The organism is Burkholderia cepacia ATCC 25416 (assembly GCF_001411495.1).
GTDB lineage: Bacteria > Pseudomonadota > Gammaproteobacteria > Burkholderiales > Burkholderiaceae > Burkholderia > Burkholderia cepacia.
Map to the genome: position 1 here is coordinate 557,392 of NZ_CP012981.1, position 16,809 is coordinate 574,200.

General features: G+C 69.4%; 17 protein-coding genes. 12 read left to right on the forward strand and 5 right to left on the reverse strand.

The window, feature by feature from the left end; genetic code table 11:
- Window positions 1-20: 20 nt before the first annotated feature.
- From bioA to bioB, 4 genes are read left to right on the forward strand one after another with little or no spacing between them, the layout of a single operon-like run.
- Window positions 21-1,367 (forward strand): adenosylmethionine--8-amino-7-oxononanoate transaminase, encoded by a 1,347-nt coding sequence (gene bioA / locus APZ15_RS02535; protein WP_027788996.1) that lies wholly within the window; start codon window positions 21-23, stop codon window positions 1,365-1,367.
- The gene (gene bioF / locus APZ15_RS02540; protein WP_049098135.1) at window positions 1,364-2,668 is read left to right on the forward strand and encodes an 8-amino-7-oxononanoate synthase; all 1,305 of its coding nucleotides are present in this window, start codon (window positions 1,364-1,366) and stop codon (window positions 2,666-2,668) included. Before bioA ends, bioF begins: the two co-directional genes overlap by 4 nt.
- Window positions 2,665-3,384 carry a dethiobiotin synthase gene (gene bioD / locus APZ15_RS02545; protein ID WP_027788995.1) on the forward strand — a complete coding sequence of 240 codons (720 nt, stop codon included), beginning with the start codon at window positions 2,665-2,667 and terminating at the stop codon, window positions 3,382-3,384. The genes bioF and bioD overlap by 4 nt, the downstream gene beginning before the upstream one ends.
- 55 nt (window positions 3,385-3,439) lie before the next feature.
- Entirely contained in the window at window positions 3,440-4,462 is a 1,023-nt protein-coding gene (gene bioB / locus APZ15_RS02550) for a biotin synthase BioB (protein ID WP_021157406.1), read from the forward strand.
- Between the two features lie 77 nt (window positions 4,463-4,539).
- On the opposite strand, the gene APZ15_RS02555 is transcribed toward bioB, so the two are convergent.
- A complete protein-coding gene (locus APZ15_RS02555) occupies window positions 4,540-5,457 on the reverse strand; it encodes a LysR family transcriptional regulator (protein ID WP_027788994.1) in 918 nt (305 codons plus the stop codon).
- A gap of 71 nt (window positions 5,458-5,528) precedes the next feature.
- Here APZ15_RS02555 and APZ15_RS40660 point away from each other — a divergent pair, with 71 nt between their 5' ends.
- The 7 genes from APZ15_RS40660 (at window position 5,529) to APZ15_RS02585 (ending at window position 11,655) form a co-directional block, all read left to right on the forward strand.
- On the forward strand, window positions 5,529-5,720 hold the full coding sequence (locus APZ15_RS40660; RefSeq protein ID WP_138143291.1) for a hypothetical protein: 192 nt from the start codon (window positions 5,529-5,531) through the stop codon (window positions 5,718-5,720).
- Complete coding sequence (locus APZ15_RS02560; protein ID WP_027788993.1) at window positions 5,717-6,499, forward strand: 5-oxoprolinase subunit PxpA; 783 nt, start codon at window positions 5,717-5,719, stop codon at window positions 6,497-6,499. Before APZ15_RS40660 ends, APZ15_RS02560 begins: the two co-directional genes overlap by 4 nt.
- A gap of 16 nt (window positions 6,500-6,515) precedes the next feature.
- Window positions 6,516-6,758: an acetyl-CoA carboxylase gene (locus APZ15_RS02565; protein WP_021157410.1), complete on the forward strand. Its 243-nt coding sequence runs from the start codon at window positions 6,516-6,518 to the stop codon at window positions 6,756-6,758.
- Window positions 6,759-6,762: 4 nt separating this feature from the next.
- Window positions 6,763-8,226, forward strand: a complete 1,464-nt coding sequence (locus APZ15_RS02570; RefSeq protein ID WP_027788992.1) for an acetyl-CoA carboxylase biotin carboxylase subunit — start codon at window positions 6,763-6,765, stop codon at window positions 8,224-8,226.
- Window positions 8,223-9,098 (forward strand): 5-oxoprolinase subunit B family protein, encoded by an 876-nt coding sequence (locus APZ15_RS02575; RefSeq protein ID WP_027788991.1) that lies wholly within the window; start codon window positions 8,223-8,225, stop codon window positions 9,096-9,098. Before APZ15_RS02570 ends, APZ15_RS02575 begins: the two co-directional genes overlap by 4 nt.
- A complete protein-coding gene (locus tag APZ15_RS02580) occupies window positions 9,088-10,083 on the forward strand; it encodes a 5-oxoprolinase subunit C family protein (protein ID WP_021157413.1) in 996 nt (331 codons plus the stop codon). The genes APZ15_RS02575 and APZ15_RS02580 overlap by 11 nt, the downstream gene beginning before the upstream one ends.
- A gap of 216 nt (window positions 10,084-10,299) precedes the next feature.
- Window positions 10,300-11,655: a purine-cytosine permease family protein gene (locus APZ15_RS02585; protein WP_027788990.1), complete on the forward strand. Its 1,356-nt coding sequence runs from the start codon at window positions 10,300-10,302 to the stop codon at window positions 11,653-11,655.
- A gap of 81 nt (window positions 11,656-11,736) precedes the next feature.
- Here the strand turns inward: APZ15_RS02585 and APZ15_RS02590 are convergent, their stop codons facing one another.
- The 4 genes from APZ15_RS02590 to APZ15_RS02605 all read right to left on the reverse strand — a co-directional run bounded on the left by APZ15_RS02590 (window position 11,737) and on the right by APZ15_RS02605 (window position 14,820).
- Window positions 11,737-12,462, reverse strand: coding sequence for a copper homeostasis protein CutC (locus tag APZ15_RS02590; RefSeq protein ID WP_021157415.1), 726 nt, complete (start codon window positions 12,460-12,462; stop codon window positions 11,737-11,739).
- Between the two features lie 121 nt (window positions 12,463-12,583).
- Window positions 12,584-12,988: a hypothetical protein gene (locus APZ15_RS02595; protein ID WP_027788989.1), complete on the reverse strand. Its 405-nt coding sequence runs from the start codon at window positions 12,986-12,988 to the stop codon at window positions 12,584-12,586.
- Window positions 12,985-13,371, reverse strand: coding sequence for a hypothetical protein (locus APZ15_RS02600; RefSeq protein WP_027788988.1), 387 nt, complete (start codon window positions 13,369-13,371; stop codon window positions 12,985-12,987). The genes APZ15_RS02595 and APZ15_RS02600 overlap by 4 nt, the downstream gene beginning before the upstream one ends.
- 162 nt (window positions 13,372-13,533) lie before the next feature.
- On the reverse strand, window positions 13,534-14,820 hold the full coding sequence (locus APZ15_RS02605; RefSeq protein WP_027788987.1) for a sensor domain-containing phosphodiesterase: 1,287 nt from the start codon (window positions 14,818-14,820) through the stop codon (window positions 13,534-13,536).
- Between the two features lie 296 nt (window positions 14,821-15,116).
- On the opposite strand from APZ15_RS02605, the gene APZ15_RS02610 reads away from it, so the two are divergent.
- Window positions 15,117-16,784, forward strand: a complete 1,668-nt coding sequence (locus tag APZ15_RS02610) for a Na+/H+ antiporter (RefSeq protein ID WP_027788986.1) — start codon at window positions 15,117-15,119, stop codon at window positions 16,782-16,784.
- Window positions 16,785-16,809 lie beyond the last annotated feature (25 nt).

The window sequence follows — 16,809 nt, forward strand, 5'->3', positions numbered from 1 at the left end:
TTTTATCCCCCGGAGCCGCCTTGAGTACGCCAGCCACCGACGACTGGGTCGCGCGCAGCCTGCGCGCGGTCTGGCATCCCTGCACCCAGATGAAGCACCACGAGCGCCTGCCGCTCATCCCCGTCGCGCGTGGCGCGGGCGTGTGGCTGTACGACCGTGACGGCCGCCGCTATTTCGACGCGATCAGCTCGTGGTGGGTGAACCTGTTCGGCCATGCGAACCCGGACATCAACGCGGCGCTGAAGGACCAGCTCGACACGCTCGAGCACGCGATGCTCGCCGGCTGCACGCACGAGCCCGCGATCGAGCTCGCGGAGCGGCTGCACGCGCTCACCGCGCGCACGCTCGGCCATGCGTTCTTCGCTTCGGACGGCGCGTCGGCCGTCGAGATCGCGCTGAAGATGAGCTTCCACGCGTGGCGCAACCGCGGCCGCGCGAACAAGCAGGAATTCGTCTGCGTGGCGAACAGCTACCACGGCGAAACGATCGGCGCGCTCGGCGTGACCGACGTCGCGCTGTTCAAGGACGCGTACGATCCGCTGATCCGCCATGCGCACGTCGTCGCGTCGCCCGACGCGCGCGGCGCGCTGCCGGGCGAAACGGCCGCCGACGTCGCGGGCCGCGCGCTCGCGGACGTGCGGCGCCTGTTCGTCGAGCGCGGCGACCGGATCGCCGCGCTGATCATCGAGCCGCTCGTGCAGTGCGCGGCCGGCATGGCGATGCACGACCCGTCGTACGTGCGCGGGCTGCGCGCGCTGTGCGACGAATTCGGCGTGCACCTGATCGCCGACGAGATCGCGGTCGGCTGCGGCCGCACCGGCACCTTCTTCGCGTGCGAGCAGGCCGGCGTCTGGCCCGATTTCCTGTGCCTGTCGAAAGGCATCAGCGGCGGCTACCTGCCGCTATCGCTCGTGCTCACGCGCGACGACGTGTTCGCCGCGTTCTACGACGACGACACGACGCGCGGCTTCCTGCACTCGCACTCGTACACCGGCAACCCGCTCGCGTGCCGCGCGGCGGTCGCGACGCTCGACCTCTTCGCACGCGACGACGTGCTCGCGGCGAACGCGCGCAAGTCGGCCACGCTGCGTGCCGCGCTCGCGCCGCTCGACGCACATCCGCAGGTACGCCACCTGCGCGAGCGCGGCACGCTGTTCGCGTTCGACGTCGCGCTCGACGGCGATGCGGCACGCGGCTTCTCGCGACGCTTCTTCGAACGCGCGCTGGAACGCGAGCTGCTGCTGCGCCCGATCGGCACGACCGTGTACCTGATGCCGCCGTACGTGATGAGCGACGACGACATCGCGTGGCTCGCGCAACGCACGCGCGACACGCTCGACGCCACGCTCGCGGAGATCGCACGATGACGCACCCGCTGCTCGACGCGCTGCAACGCGGCCTCGCCGATCTCGACGCCCAGGGGCTGCGCCGCGTGCGCCGCACCGCCGACACCGCGTGCGATGCGCGCATGACCGTCGACGGCCGCGAGATCGTCGGCTTCGCCAGCAACGACTATCTCGGCCTCGCCGCCCATCCGGCGCTCGTCGCCGCGTTCGCCGAAGGCGCGCAGCGCTACGGCGCCGGCAGCGGCGGCTCGCACCTGCTCGGCGGCCATTCGCGCGCGCACGCGACGCTCGAAGAGGAACTCGCGACCTTCTCTGGCGGCTTCTCCGACGCGCCGCGCGCACTGTACTTCAGCACCGGCTACATGGCGAACCTCGCCGCGATGACGGCGCTCACCGGCAAGCGCGCCACCGTCTTCTCCGACGCGCTGAACCACGCGTCGCTGATCGACGGCATGCGGCTGTCGCGCGCGAACGTACAGGTCTATCCGCACGCGGACACGGCCGCGCTCGCCGCGCTGCTCGACGCATCGGATGCCGAAACGAAGCTGATCGTCAGCGACACCGTGTTCAGCATGGACGGCGACATCGCGCCGCTCGCCGAACTCGTCGCGCTGGCCGAGCGCCATGGTGCGTGGCTCGTCGTCGACGACGCACACGGCTTCGGCGTGCTCGGCCCGCAGGGCCGCGGCGCGCTCGCGGCCGCCGCGCTGCGTTCGCCGCATCTCGTGTACGTCGGCACGCTCGGCAAGGCCGCCGGCGTCGCGGGCGCATTCGTGATCGCGCACGAGACGGTAATCGAATGGATGATCCAGCGCGCGCGCAGCTACATCTTCACGACGGCCGCGCCGCCGGCCGTCGCGCACGCGGTATCGGCGAGCCTGAAGGTGATCGCGGGCGACGAAGGCGATGCGCGGCGCGCGCATCTCGCCGCGCTGATCGAACGCACGCGCGCGCTGCTGCGCAATACGCGCTGGCAGCCGGTCGATTCGCACACGGCCGTGCAGCCGCTCGTGATCGGCAGCAACGACGCGACGCTCGCGGCGATGCGCGCGCTCGACGCGCACGGCCTGTGGGTGCCCGCGATCCGGCCGCCGACGGTGCCCGTCGGCACGTCGCGGCTGCGCGTGTCGCTGTCGGCCGCGCATTCGTTCGACGATCTCGCGCGGCTCGAAGCCGCGCTGGTCGAAGCCAGCGAGGGAGCCGCAGCCTCCGCTGACGCGGCCCCGCGGGAGACGGAACCGCCCCCACGCTCACTTCGTGAGCTGCCCCCCGAGGGGGCTGCAGCCTCCCTTGGGGCGGCCCGGCGGGAGACTGCGGCATGACCGCCCCGCTCTCGCTTTTCGTCACGGGCACCGACACCGAAATCGGCAAGACCTTCGTGTCGGCCGCGATGCTGCACGGCTTCGCGCGGCACGGCCTGCGTGCCGCCGCGCTGAAACCCGTCGCGGCCGGCGCATATGAACGCGACGGCGTGTGGCGCAACGAGGACGCCGACCAGCTCGACGCGGCCGCGAACGTCGTGCTGCCGCCCGAGCTGCGCACGCCGTTCCTGCTGAAGGCACCGGCCGCGCCGCATATCGTCGCCGCGCGGGAAGGCGTAACGCTCGACATCGACACGATCGTCGCGTGCCATCGCGAAGCGCTGACGCGCGCGGATATCGTCGTCGTCGAAGGCGCCGGCGGCTTCCGCGTGCCGATGAACGACACGCAGGACATGGCCGATCTCGCGGTCGCGCTCGGCGTGCCGGTCGTGCTCGTCGTCGGCGTGCGGCTCGGCTGCATCAGCCATGCGCTGCTCACCGCCGACGCGATTCGCCAACGCGGCCTCAAGCTCGCCGGCTGGGTCGCGAACCACGTCGACCCGGCGATGTCGTTCCCCGACGAGAACGTCGCGACGATGCGCGACTGGCTCGCCCGCGAGCACGGCGCGCCGCTGCTCGGCCGCATTCCGCACATGAGTCCGGCCGCCCCCGAATCCGCCGCGGCGATGCTCGACATCGCCGCGCTCGTCGATACGCTGCGCGCCGCGCGGCATTGACCCGACAGAAACAGATCCCCCGATCCCTCATCCCCGACCAGGACAGGAAAACGATATGACCCAAGCCCAGACCGCCGCCACCGTGCAACCCGACGCGATTCCCGTGGCCGCTCCGGCCTCGCAACGCTGGCGCGTCGCCGACGTCGTCGCGCTGTTCGAGCTGCCGTTCAACGACCTGATCTTCCGCGCGCAGCAGGTGCACCGCGAGCACTTCGACGCGAACGCGGTGCAGCTGTCGACGCTGCTGTCGATCAAGACGGGCGGCTGCGAGGAAGATTGCGGCTACTGCTCGCAGTCGTCGCACCACGACACGGGCCTGAAGGCCGAGAAGCTGATGGACGTCGACGCGGTGCTGGATGCCGCCCGCGCGGCGAAGGCGAACGGCGCGAGCCGCTTCTGCATGGGCGCCGCGTGGCGCAACCCGAAGGAGCGCCACATGCCGGCGCTGACCGAGATGGTGCGCGGCGTGAAGGAACTCGGCCTCGAGACCTGCATGACACTCGGCATGCTGGAAGATGAACAAGCGCAGGAACTCGCGAATGCGGGCCTCGACTACTACAACCACAACCTCGACACGTCGCCGGAGTTCTACGGCCAGGTGATCTCGACGCGTACCTACCAGGATCGCCTCGACACGCTCGACCGCGTGCGCGACGCCGGCATCAACGTGTGCTGCGGCGGCATCATCGGGATGGGCGAATCGCGCCGCGAACGCGCGGGCCTGATCTCGCAGCTCGCGAACCTGAACCCGTATCCGGATTCGGTGCCGATCAACAACCTCGTCGCGATCGAAGGCACGCCGCTCGAAGGCACCGCGCCGCTCGACCCGTTCGAATTCGTGCGCACGATCGCGGTCGCGCGGATCACGATGCCGAAGGCCGTCGTGCGCCTGTCGGCCGGCCGCGAACAGCTCGACGACGGGCTGCAGGCGATGTGCTTCCTCGCAGGCGCGAACTCGATGTTCTACGGCGACCAGCTGCTGACGACGAGCAACCCGCAGTCGCAGAAGGATCGCGCGCTGTTCGAGCGCCTCGGCATCCGCGCGAGCGACGCGGACGCGATGTCGGCGAACGCGTAAGCGGAGCGGCCGTCGGCCGGATCTGCAAACGGAAAAGCCGGGGCATGCCCCGGCTTTTCCGTATCCGGCCCCGTCGTTCAGGCCGCGCCGCCGAGCGCGCGCGGCTCCATGAACGTGTGCCGGAAATAATCGCGCACCGCGTGCATCGCGGGGCTCAACTCGATGTCCTTGCGCCAGGCAAGACCGACGCTCATCGGCGGCACCGCATCGCGCAGCACGATCGTCTCGATGCGCCGCCCTTCGAGCGACCACGGCCGATACACCATGTCGGACAGGATCGCGACGCCGCTGCCGTTCGCGACCATGCTGCGGACCGCCTCGACCGACGACGTGCGCAGGATCACGTTCGGCCGGTACGGCGTCTCGTTCCAGTAACGCAGCGCCGTCTGCCCCGCCTCGTCGACCGTCAGCATCACGAACGGCTCGCGCGCGACTTCCGCGAACGTGACGCTCTCGTGCCTGAGCAGCGGATGATGCGCGCCGACCCACAGCCGCCGCACCGAGTGAATCACCGGCTCCAGCACGAGCGCCGGATTCGACACGTTCGACGTGAGCAGCACGGCCATGTCGTAGCGGCCCGCGATCAGCCCTTCCTCGATCGACTCGCGGTTCAGCTCGTGCAGGTGGATCGTCAGCCGCGGATACAGCGTGTTCAGGCGCAGCACGTGGTGCGGCAGGAAATAGCCGAGCACCGTGTAGCTCGCGGCGATCGCGAGCGTGCCGGCCAGTGTGCTTTCGAGGTTCGGAATCCGCATCGCCTCGTCAACCGACGACAGGATCGTGTACGCGTGATTCAGGAAGCGCCGCCCCGTGTCGGTGAGCGTCACACCCGACGGCGTGCGCAGGAACAGTTGCGTGCCGAGGCTGTCCTCCAGTTCCCTGATCGCGCTCGTCACGGCCGACTGCGAAATCGTGAGCTGGATCGCGGCCTGCGAGATCTGGCCGAGCTCGGCGGTCGCGACGAAATACTTGAGCTGTCTGAGGGTCAGGGCCATGGTCGATGAGAAAACAGATGGGCACGCGACAAACATCATAACAACCGTGCCGTGCCCATGAACCAGACCTCGTGGAAACCCTGCCGTTCCTGCTGCGGCGGCACCTGGCAGCCGTTTTCCACGGTATCGAAAAAATCGATACGGTCGCATATAAAAATAGAACTTTTTTGACGCCCCCCACGCGGCTAACCTGCGTTCAACACGGTTTCGGCATGCGCCACGACGCACGCGAACCGGAGAACCAGAAGGAGCACATCGTATGAGGAAGCACAGCGTCGACCTGAACTCCGACATGGGAGAAGGCTTTGGCCCGTGGACGATCGGCGACGGCGTCGACGAGCAGATCATGCCGCTGATCAGCTCGGCAAACATCGCCACCGGTTTTCACGCCGGCGATCCGAACATCATGGCGCGCACGGTACAGCTCGCGCGCGACGCAGGCGTCGGCATCGGCGCGCACCCGGGCTTTCGCGATCTCGTCGGCTTCGGCCGCCGCACGATCGCCGAAACGCCGCAGGCGCTCGTCAACGACATCCTGTACCAGCTCGGCGCACTGCGCGAGTTCGCGCGCCTAAACGGCGTCAGCCTGCAGCACGTGAAGCCGCACGGCGCGCTCTACATGCATGCGGCAGGCAACGAAGCGTTCTCGCGGATGCTGATCGAAACGCTGCAACGCGTCGATCCGGGCCTGTGGCTGTACTGCATGGAGGCGTCGGTCACGTACCGCGTCGCCGTCGAGTACGGGCAGCCGGTCGTCCGTGAGTTCTACGCAGATCGCGACTACGACCGCAGCGGCTCGATCGTGTTCACGCGCCGCGTCGGCCGCCTCGATCCGCGCCAGGTCGCCGACAAGGTGCTGCGCGCGTGCATCGACGGCAAGGTGCGGACGATCGATGGCGACGACATCGACATCGATTTCGATTCGGTCTGCATCCACAGCGACACGCCGGGCGCGCTCGACCTCGTGCGCGAAACGCGCCACGCGCTGATCCGCGAAGGCATCCGGACCGCCGGGCCGCAACCGCTCGCCGCCCATCACTGATTCAAGGAGACACACGATGGCATTGCACGATATCGTCAGCCCGCTGCCGGGCACCTTCTACCGGCGTCCGTCGCCCGATGCGGACTACTACGTCGCGGTCGATGCGACGGTCGCCGCCGGCGCGGTGGTCGGCCTCGTCGAGGTGATGAAGCAGTTCACTGAGATCGAAACCGATGCGGCAGGGCGCGTTGTCGAACTGCTCGTCGAGGACGGCGAGCCAGTCGACGCGGGCCAGGTGCTGATGCGGATCGAGGGGTGATGCGATGAATCCGGCAACCTCCTCCAGCGCGTTCTACCGGCCGTCGCGCATCCGTACAGTGCTGGTCGCGAACCGCGGCGAGATCGCGGTGCGCGTGATCCGTGCCGCGCGCGAGCTAGGCATGCGTGCGGTCGCCGTGGTCAGCGACGCGGACCGCGACAGCCTCGCCGCGCGCATGGCCGACGAAGCCGTCCACATCGGCTCGTCACACGCGGCGAAGAGCTATCTGAATCCCGCCGCGATCCTCGACGCCGCGCGGCAGTGCGGCGCGGACGCGATCCATCCCGGCTACGGCTTCCTGTCCGAAAATGCCGCCTTCGCCGCGCAGGTCGAGGCGGCCGGCCTGATCTTCGTCGGCCCGGACTCGCAGGTGATCGCCACGATGGGCGACAAGGCCCGCGCACGCGAAACCGCGCGGCGCGCCAACGTGCCGACCGTGCCCGGCAGCGACGGCGTCGTGCAGTCGCTCGACGAGGCGCGGGACGTCGCCGCGCGCATCGGCTACCCGATCATGATCAAGGCGGCCGCCGGCGGCGGCGGGCGCGGCATCCGCGTCGCGCATGACGCCGCGCAGCTCGACGCCGAGCTGCCGCTCGCGCAGCGCGAGGCGCAGGCGGCGTTCGGCGACGGCGGCGTGTACCTCGAACGCTTCATCGCGCGGGCGCGCCACATCGAGGTGCAGGTGCTCGGTGACGGCCGTCACGTCGTCCACCTGTTCGAGCGCGAATGCTCGCTGCAGCGGCGGCGCCAGAAAATCCTCGAGGAAGCGCCGTCGCCTTCGCTCACGCCCGCGCAGCGCGACGCACTGTGCGCGTCGGCCACGCGGCTCGCGCAGGCGGTCGACTATCGCAGCGCGGGCACGCTCGAATACCTGTTCGATGACGCGCGCGGCGAGTTCTACTTCATCGAGATGAACACGCGCATCCAGGTCGAGCATCCGGTGACCGAGGCGATCACCGGCATCGATCTCGTGCGCGAGACGCTGCGCATCGCCGACGGCGAGCCGCTGCGCTTCGCGCAGCAGGACATCGCGATGCGCGGCGCGGCGCTCGAATGCCGGATCAACGCGGAAGATCCGTTGCAGGATTTCCGCCCGAGCCCCGGCCGGATCGACACACTGGTGTGGCCGACCGGCCCCGGCGTGCGCGTCGATTCGCTGCTCTATCCGGGCTACGTCGTGCCGCCGTTCTACGATTCGCTGCTCGCGAAGCTGATCGTGCACGACGAGAGCCGTGCGGCCGCGCTGCAGCGCCTGGCCCGCGCGCTGGGCGAGCTGCACGTCGGCGGCCTGAAGACGACCGCGCCGCTGCACGTCGCGCTGCTCGCCAACGACGACGTACGCGCCGGGCACTATCACACGAATTTCCTCGAAGCGTGGATGCCGCAATGGCGTGAGGCCGCAACAGCCGCCACGCAGCAACACGCAGCCGAACATGCAGACGCCGTGCGCGTCGGGGAGGCGATGTGACGACCCGTTATACCTTCGGCGGCGACGAATTCGTGTTCGTCGAAATCAGCGAATCGATGTCGCTCGACGCATTCTTCAAGGGCACGGCGATCACGCGCGAACTGCAGCGCCGCGCGGTGCCGGGCATCACCGAGATCTGTCCGGCGAATGCGTCCTACCAGGTGCGCTACGACCCGGACGTGATCGAGCCCGATGCGCTTGTCGCGCTGTTGAAGACGATCGAGGCCGAAGTCGGCGACGCGCCACTCGAACTCGATACGCGCATCGTCGAGGTGCCGGTGCTGTACAACGACCCATGGACGCACGAGACGCTGATGCGGTTTCGCGAACGCCACCAGGATCCGTCGTCGACCGATCTCGAATACGCGGCGCGCATCAACGGCAAGCGCGACGTCGATGCCTTCATCGCCGCGCACTCGGGGTCGCCATGGTTCGTGTCGATGGTCGGCTTCGTCGCGGGCCTGCCGTTCATGTACCAGATGGTCGAGCGCGAACGCCAGCTCGAAGTGCCGAAATACCTGCGGCCGCGCACCGACACGCCGAAGCTCACCGTGGGCCACGGCGGCTGTTTCGGCTGCATCTACTCGGTACGCGGCGCGGGCGGCTACCAGATGTTCGGCGTGACGCCGGCGCCGATCTTCGACCCCGCGCAGCGGCTCGACTACCTGCGCGAGTTCATGGTGTTCTTCCGGCCCGGCGACATCGTGAAATTCCAGCCGATCGATCGCGTGACCTACGACGCCGCGGTGGCCGACGTCGAGGCCGGCACCTTTTCCCTGCGCGTGCGCCCGGTGAAATTCTCGCTCGACGCATTCCTGCGCGATCCCGATGCGTACAACCGCTCTCTCGTCGAGGTGCTGCATGCAAGCTGACGCGCACAACCTGATCGAGGTCGTGAAACCCGGCCTCGCGACATCGGTCCAGGACATGGGCCGGCAAGGCTACTACCACGTCGGCATCCCGCCGTCGGGCTCGCTCGACCAGTACGCATCGCGCGCGGCGAATCTGCTGGTCGGCAATCCCGAAGAAGCCGCCGTACTCGAATGCACGCTGCTCGGCCCCGAGCTGCTGTTCCATACGGATGCGCTGATCGCCGTCACCGGCGCCGAGATGACGCCGAAGATCGACGGCATCGGCCAGCGCTGCAACGTCGCGCTGCGGATCGGCGCAGGCAGCGTGCTGTCGTTCAATTACGTGAAGGCGGGCGCACGCGCGTATCTCGCCGTCGCGGGCGGCATCGACGTGCCGGTCGTGCTCGGCAGCCGCTCGACTTACGCGCTCGGCGCGATCGGCGGCCACGCGGGCCGGCGCCTGCAGAAAGGCGACCGGTTGCCGCTGGGCGCCCCCGTCGGCACACCTCGCGAAGGGCGCGAGCTGCCGGCGGCCGTGAGCCGGCCGCTCGACAACCAGGTCGAGCTGCGGGTCCTGACGGGCCTGTACCACTACCGGCTCACCGACGATTCGGCGCGCACCTTCTTCGACGACGAATGGACGGTCGCGCCCGAAGCCGATCGCATCGGCTATCGCTACAAGAACGGCCGCGCGCTGCAGTTCCGGCCGCGCGAGCAGCCATTCGGCGCGGGCGCCGATCCGTCGAACATCGTCGACGCGTGCTACCCGATCGGCTCGATCCAGGTGCCGGCCGGGCTCGAGCCGATCATCCTGCACCGCGACGCGGTGTCGGGCGGCGGCTACGCGACGATCGGCACGGTCATCAGCGCCGACATGGACCTGATCGGCCAGATGCAGCCCAACCACCGCGCGCGCTTCGTGCGCGTGACGATGGCCGACGCGCTCGCCGCGCGCCGCGAGTACCAGCGGCGCCTCGCGCTGCTGCGCGCCGTGCTGCGGGACTGAGCACCGGGCGCCCGGTTCGCGTGCCGGGCGCCGTTCGTCGCCGCCCCCTTTTCGCTGTCCGTCTTCCGCCCGCCCGGCCGAGCGCCGCGCGGCGGGGACGCCTGCGCGCTGTTCCTGCCGAACCGGTTGCCCGCCCGACGTCGGGGCAACCCTGCGGATCGCCTGTGCCGCGGCCGAGACGTCGTTCGCAACTTCTGCGCATCAAGGAGCACGATCATGGCCAACCTGGCTCAGGCCCGTACCGACGAGGATCTCGACCTGTCGACGCTCGCCGTCCCCGACCACGCGCGCATGCCGCCCTTCTCGCTGACGATGGCGTGGTGGGCCGTGTGCAGCGCGGTGTTCTACATCGTCGTGGGCGCCACGCTCGCGCTCACCTATGGCGCGCGCAACGCGCTGATCGGGATGGCGCTGTCGGTCGTGTCGTACGGCCTCGTCAACACGATCATCAGCCGCTATGCGATCCGCACGGGACTCTCGGTCGCGCTGTTCTCGCGCGTGCTGTTCGGCAGCGCCGGCGCGGCGCTCGCGACACTGATCTTCTTCGCGACCGCGATCTACTACGCGGTGTTCGAGGGCTCGGTGATTGCGGTTGCCGCGCACCACCAGTTTCCGGCGCTCGACTACAAATGGGCCGCGCTGCTCGTCGTCTGCTACAGCGTGCCGCTCGTGTTCGGCAGCGTGCAGCACTGGCTCGACAAGTTCAACGGCGTGCTGCTGCCGTTCTACCTGCTCGGGCTCCTCGCGGCGGTCGGGCTCGCGACGGCCGAATACGGCTACAACGCGGCGTGGCTCGATTTCGGGCCGGCCGGCAACGCGCCTGCCGGCGGCTGGTGGCACTGCTTCGTTTACTACATGGGCGTGTGGGTGCTGATGATGTTCACGTTCGACTACGCGCGCTTCGGCCGCAAGGAAGACGCGGGTTATCACGGCCGCTTCAACTTCGGGATGCCGTTTTACCTCGTCACGTTTCTCGTCAACGGCGCGGCCGGCATCTATCTCGTCAGCACGATTCCGGGGCTCGGTACGCTTTCCGAAGTATCGGTCGTGCTCGCGCTGCTGAAGCTGATGGGGGTGTGGGGATTGCTGTTCGTGTGGGTCACGCAATCCCGCATCAACACCGCGAACTACTACCTCGCGACCGTCAACATGCAGGCGTTCTTCCTGAAGGTGGCCGGCGTGCGCGCGCCGAAGTTCGTGTGGGCACTCGTGGTCGGCGCGGTCGTCTATGCGCTGATGATGGCGGACATCTTCTCGCGAATCCTGCAGGCGCTCGCGTACCAGGGCATCTTCGTCGTCGCGTGGGTCGGCGTCGCGCTCGCGCACATCCTGTCCGGCCGGTACGGGCAACTCGTCGGCGACGACGTCGAATGCCGCGACGCCCATGTGCCGACCTTCAATCCGGGCGGGCTGACCGCATGGTTCGCCGGCGCGTTCACGGGACTCGCGCTAAACCAGGCGACGGGGTTCGCCGCGTCGCTGTCGGCGCCCGCGACGTTCGTCGTGTCGTGGGCCGTCTATCGCGCGCTGCTGGGCACCGCGAAACGTACCTGGTTCGTGCGCAATACGTGACGGGGTACGCGTGCCGCCGCGGGCCGCGCGATCGTCTGCCGCGCGCTGGCGTGATTCGTCGCGCCGTGGCAGCCGCGCACCTCACACGTGCGACGCGGCCCCGTCGATGGTCGCGCGCACCTTCGCGACGAGCAGTTCGTCGACCGGTGCCAGCACCTCGCCGCGCGGCCGCACGCCCGAGCCGAAATGCACCGCGCGCACGCCGGTCGCGCGCACGAAATCGCCGACCGCATCGACCGTGAGCCCCGAGCCGGCCAGCACCGTGCAGGTCGAGCCTGCCGTCTGCCGCACCAGCCGCGTGATCGTCGCGACCGCGTCGAGCACCGACGGATGGCCGCCCGACGTCAGCACCGACGTGACGGCCGGCACGCGCAGCAGCGCGTCGAACGCGGCGTTGAGATCGCGCGACACGTCGAACGCGCGGTGGAACGTCAGCGCGCGGCCGTCCGCCGCGGCCGCGATGCGGGCCAGCGCGCCCAGATCGACGTCGCCGCGCGCGTCGAGCGCGCCGAACACGACGCCGTTCGCACCGGCCGCGACGGCCGCGCGCACGTCACGCTCGATCACGCGCAGGTCGTCGGCGTCATAGACGAACGACCGGCTGTGCGGCCGCACGATCACGTTGACGGGAATCGGCACGGCGGCCACGACGGCTTCGATCAGGCCGACGCTCGGCGTCAGCCCGCCTTCGGTGATCGCGGTCACGAGTTCGAGGCGGTCGGCGCCCGCGCGAGCGGCGGCCTTCGCGTCGCCGACGGTCGTGGCGATCACTTCGAGGAGGATGGAAGAAGCGGCGTTTCGGCTCATGGGCGGCCCGCGAATCGTCAGGACAATTCGCGCATCCTAGCCGAGCCGCGCGACGGGCGCCAGCGTGACGGGGCGCCCCGCCGTCAGCGGCGCCCGGTCAGTCCCATCGCGAGTCCCACCGTCAGCCGCGCCGCGCGAGCCACACGCCGACGAGCGCGGACAGGCCGGTCACCCCGGCGCCGGGCGCGAACCGGAACATCCGCGCGTTCACGTCGACGCCCTGCTGCTGCATCACGTCGACGATCCCCGGCGCCAGCAGGAGCGTCACCCAGCCGATCACCCCGAACGCGGTGGTCGCGGACGCGATGAGCAGTGCGATGCCCGCGCCGCGCGCGCGCGGCCGGAACGCGCCGGCGAAGGCGCCCGCGGCCAGGAACACGGCCGACAGCACGAACAACACGGCGACGAACACGAGCATCGCCCGCGTATGGCCGAGCTTCATGAACGCCATCATCTGCGCGGTGATCACGCACATGCCCGCGATCGCGAACATCACGATCGCGAGCGCGTTGCGCACGACGCTCATGCGCTCGCCTGACGGAAATACGCGGTCGCGGGGCGCCGGAACAGCAGGTAGACGAACAGGGCGAACAGCAGGAAGCCGGGGATCAGCACCGCGAACATCGACGCCGGCATGTTGACGAACGAGAACGCGAAACCGAACACGGCCGTCACGATATAGGCCTTGCGCGACCATTCGCGGCCCTTGAGGATCGCGATGCCGATCACGACGTTCACGGCTTCGATGAGCACGCTGATGCCGAGCGTCGCCCAGACGGGCAGCAGGTAGTGCGACAGCAGCGCCTGGGTGGTCGGCATGCCGATCGTGAATGGCGTATAGATGCACGTGATCGCGTTGGTCACGATGATGATCCACGCGAGAATGGTCAGCGAAATCGGTCTTTTCATTGTGTTTTCCTTGTTATTCGCCGCCATGGTGGCCCCCGGGACGGCGCGCCCGCGGTCACGATGGCCGCGGTCGCGCCATTGTCGGGGAAGCGCGGGGCGAGCGCAACGGGCCGCCCGCGCCGGCCCGGATCGCCCTGCTCGCCGCCTGCGGTGCGCGCGTCGCTAGCCGGCGTCCGCTTCGTCGTCGGCCCAGTCGATATCGCCGCACAGCACGCGCTGCGTATCGCCGACGCGCACGGCCACCGACAGCGTCACGCACGGCTGCGCCTCGTTGATCGACAGGTACGGCCGCGTGACCTGCACCCGCCCCGGCTCGGCGATCGCCGAGCGGAAATACGGCCGGCGCAGCCAGTTCGCGCCCTGTGCGTCCGCCAGCGGCGAAAAGCGTGCCTCGGCGAGCGCGCGGTCGGCGCGCAGCACGACGTTGCGGCCCGACTGGCGGCCGTGCGCGTCGAGCAGGAAGCAGCGCGCGGCCGCGTCGAGCGCGAGGAAGTTCCAGCACACCTCGTCGAGCGGCTCGCCGGCCGCGAGGCGCTCGGCCGCGCGTTCGAACGCGCGCAGGTACGGCGCGAGCCGCTGCGCATCGCGCCGCTCGCGCGCCTCGGTCTGCTGGCGAAAACGCTCGGTCAGCTCGCCGATGCAGCCCGTCGCGGCCGCGCTGTCGGGCAGCCCCGGCGCCGGCCGGCCGAAGTAGTAGCCCTGCACGAAATCGGCCTCGCACGACAGCGCGATCTGCGCCTCGTGCTCGGTCTCGATCCCCTCGACGAGCACCAGCTTGCCGGCCTCGTGCAGCAGCGTCACGAGCCCGTGCAGGATCGCGGTGAGCCCGGTGCGGTGCGCCGCGTGCGACAGCATGATCCGGTCGAGCTTCACGATGTCCGGGTTCAGTTGCCAGATCCGCTCGAGATTCGAGTGGCCCGCGCCGAAATCGTCGAGCGCGATCAGGAAACCGTGCGTGCGGAATTCGCGCACGGCCTCGGCCAGCCGCTCGACGTCCTCCGCGCGCTGCTCGAGCACTTCGAGCACGATGCGGCGCGGCGGCATGCCGAGCCGCTTCAGGTTCGCGAGCAGCGCGGCCGCCTGGAACGGATCGGTGAGCACCCCCGGATGCACGTTGAGGAACAGCCACTCGCGCTCGGCGCCGAGCAGCGCGAAGTTCTCGAGATGCAGCGCCTGCGCGAGCCGGTCGAGCTGCAGCAGCTCGCCCTGGCGCGCGGCTTCGCCGAACACGTCGAGCGGCGACACCGCGCGGTCGAGCGCATCGTGCGCGCGCAGCAGCGCCTCGTAGCCCACCGCACGCTGGTGCGACAGGCTGAAAATCGGCTGGAACACGGTCGTGAGCGTCAGGTCGCGGTGCTGCGTCGCCAGACGTTCGAGGCCGGAACTCACCTCCCGCTCGAACCGGTACGGCGATGCAGCGGCCGGACGCTCCTGTTGCACGATCGTCATGCCTTCCTCCTGGTAATGCCTTCGAACGCGGCGCCCGGCAAGGCGAACGGCGCGTGCAATGTCATGGTTGGACCCTCGGTTGCCCGGTCGAAGCCGGACGGTTGACCAGCATCAAGCAAGCTCCGTGCAAGGCGCGTAGAACCCATGCGCCGCGCGGGCTCACCGGGCCGCCGCACCACCGTGGCACACGCGCGACGCACCAGTTTCGTGCGCACGCACCGGCCGCTCGAACGCACCCGTCACGCTGTCACGCTACACTCCGTACGATCGTTTCATTCCCCGTATTCGCCGTATCGATGGAAATCGTCTTCACCGTCCTGATCCTGCTGCTGACCGTCGCGCTTTCCGGCGCCGTCACGCGCATCCTGCCGTTCCAGCTGCCGTTGCCGCTGATGCAGATCGCCTTCGGCGCGATGCTCGCGTGGCCGAAGCTGAACCTGCACGTCACGTTCGATCCCGAAATCTTCATGCTGCTGTTCATTCCGCCGCTGCTGTTCGCGGACGGCTGGCGGATTCCGAAGCGCGAGCTGTACCTGCAGCGCCGCGCGATCCTGATGCTCGCATTCGGGCTCGTGTTCATGACGGTACTCGCAGTGGGCTACTTCGCGCACTGGCTGATACCCGAGTTGCCGCTGCCGATCGCGTTCGCGCTCGCGGCCGTGCTGTCGCCCACCGACGCGGTCGCGCTGTCGGGCATCGCAGGAAAGGGCCGGATTCCGCCGCAGCTGATGCACATCCTCGAAGGCGAAGCGCTGATGAACGACGCGTCGGGCCTCGTCGCGCTGAAATTCGCGATCGCGGCCGCGCTGACGGGCATGTTCTCGCTGCGCGACGCGTCGGTCACGTTCGTGATCGTCGCGGCCGGCGGCCTTGCGACGGGCGCGATCGTGTCGTGGGCGTTCAGCGCGCTGTCGACGCGCTTCCTGAACGCCGAGCAGGAAGGCGATCCGGCCCCCGGCATCGTGATGACGCTGCTCGTGCCGTTCGCGGCCTACCTGTTCGCCGAGCACCTCGAGCTGTCGGGCGTGCTGGCGGCCGTGTCGGCCGGGATGATGATGAATTACACGAGCTTCTCGCGCAAAAGCACCGTCGCATCGCGCGTGCGCGCCGAAAGCACGTGGGCGATGATCGAGTTCGTGTTCAACGGCATGGTGTTCATCATGCTCGGGCTGCAGCTGCCGCACATCATCGGCCGCACGCTCGTCGACGCGCACCACACGAGCGACGCGCTCGTCGGCCGGATGATCTTCAACGTCTGCGCGATGATGCTCGCGCTGTACGCGATCCGCTTCCTGTGGGTCTGGCTGCTGCGCTGGTTCGCGAGCCGTCGCGCCGCGCGCCAGGGCCTCGCCGGCACGATGGCCGGCACCCGCACGATCGCGGTGATGACGGTCGGCGGCGTGCGCGGCGCGGTCACGCTCGCCGGCGTGCTGTCGATTCCGGTCGCGCTGTCCGACGGCGTGCCGCTGCCGGGCCGCGACACCGCGGTCTTCATCGCGTCGGCGGTGATCCTCGGCTCGCTCGTCGTCGCGGTGATCGGCTTGCCGCTGCTGCTGCGCGGCGTGCGTTCGTCGCGCAGCCCGCTCGGCGACGAGGAACGCGCCGCGCGCGCGGCCGCCGCGCAGGCCGCGATCCGCGCGATCGACTCGTCGCACGACGCGATCTCGGCCGATCTCGACGAATCGGGCGCCGCGCGCTGCGCGGATATCTCCGCACGCGTGATGGACCAGTACCGCCGCCGCCTCGCGACGCTCGCCGAGGACGGCCCCACGCCGCGCGCCGAAGCGAAGCAGGCCGAAACGATGGAACTGCAGATGCGGATCGCGGCCGTGCGCGCGGAACGCACCGCGCTGTACCGGCTGCGCAGCGACAGCAAGATTTCCGACGAGACGCTGACGAAACTGCTGCGCGAGATCGACCTGTCGGAAACGGCGCTGTCGACGCGCAAGAAAGGCATTCTCTGACGGAACGGCGGCTGCCGGCACGCAG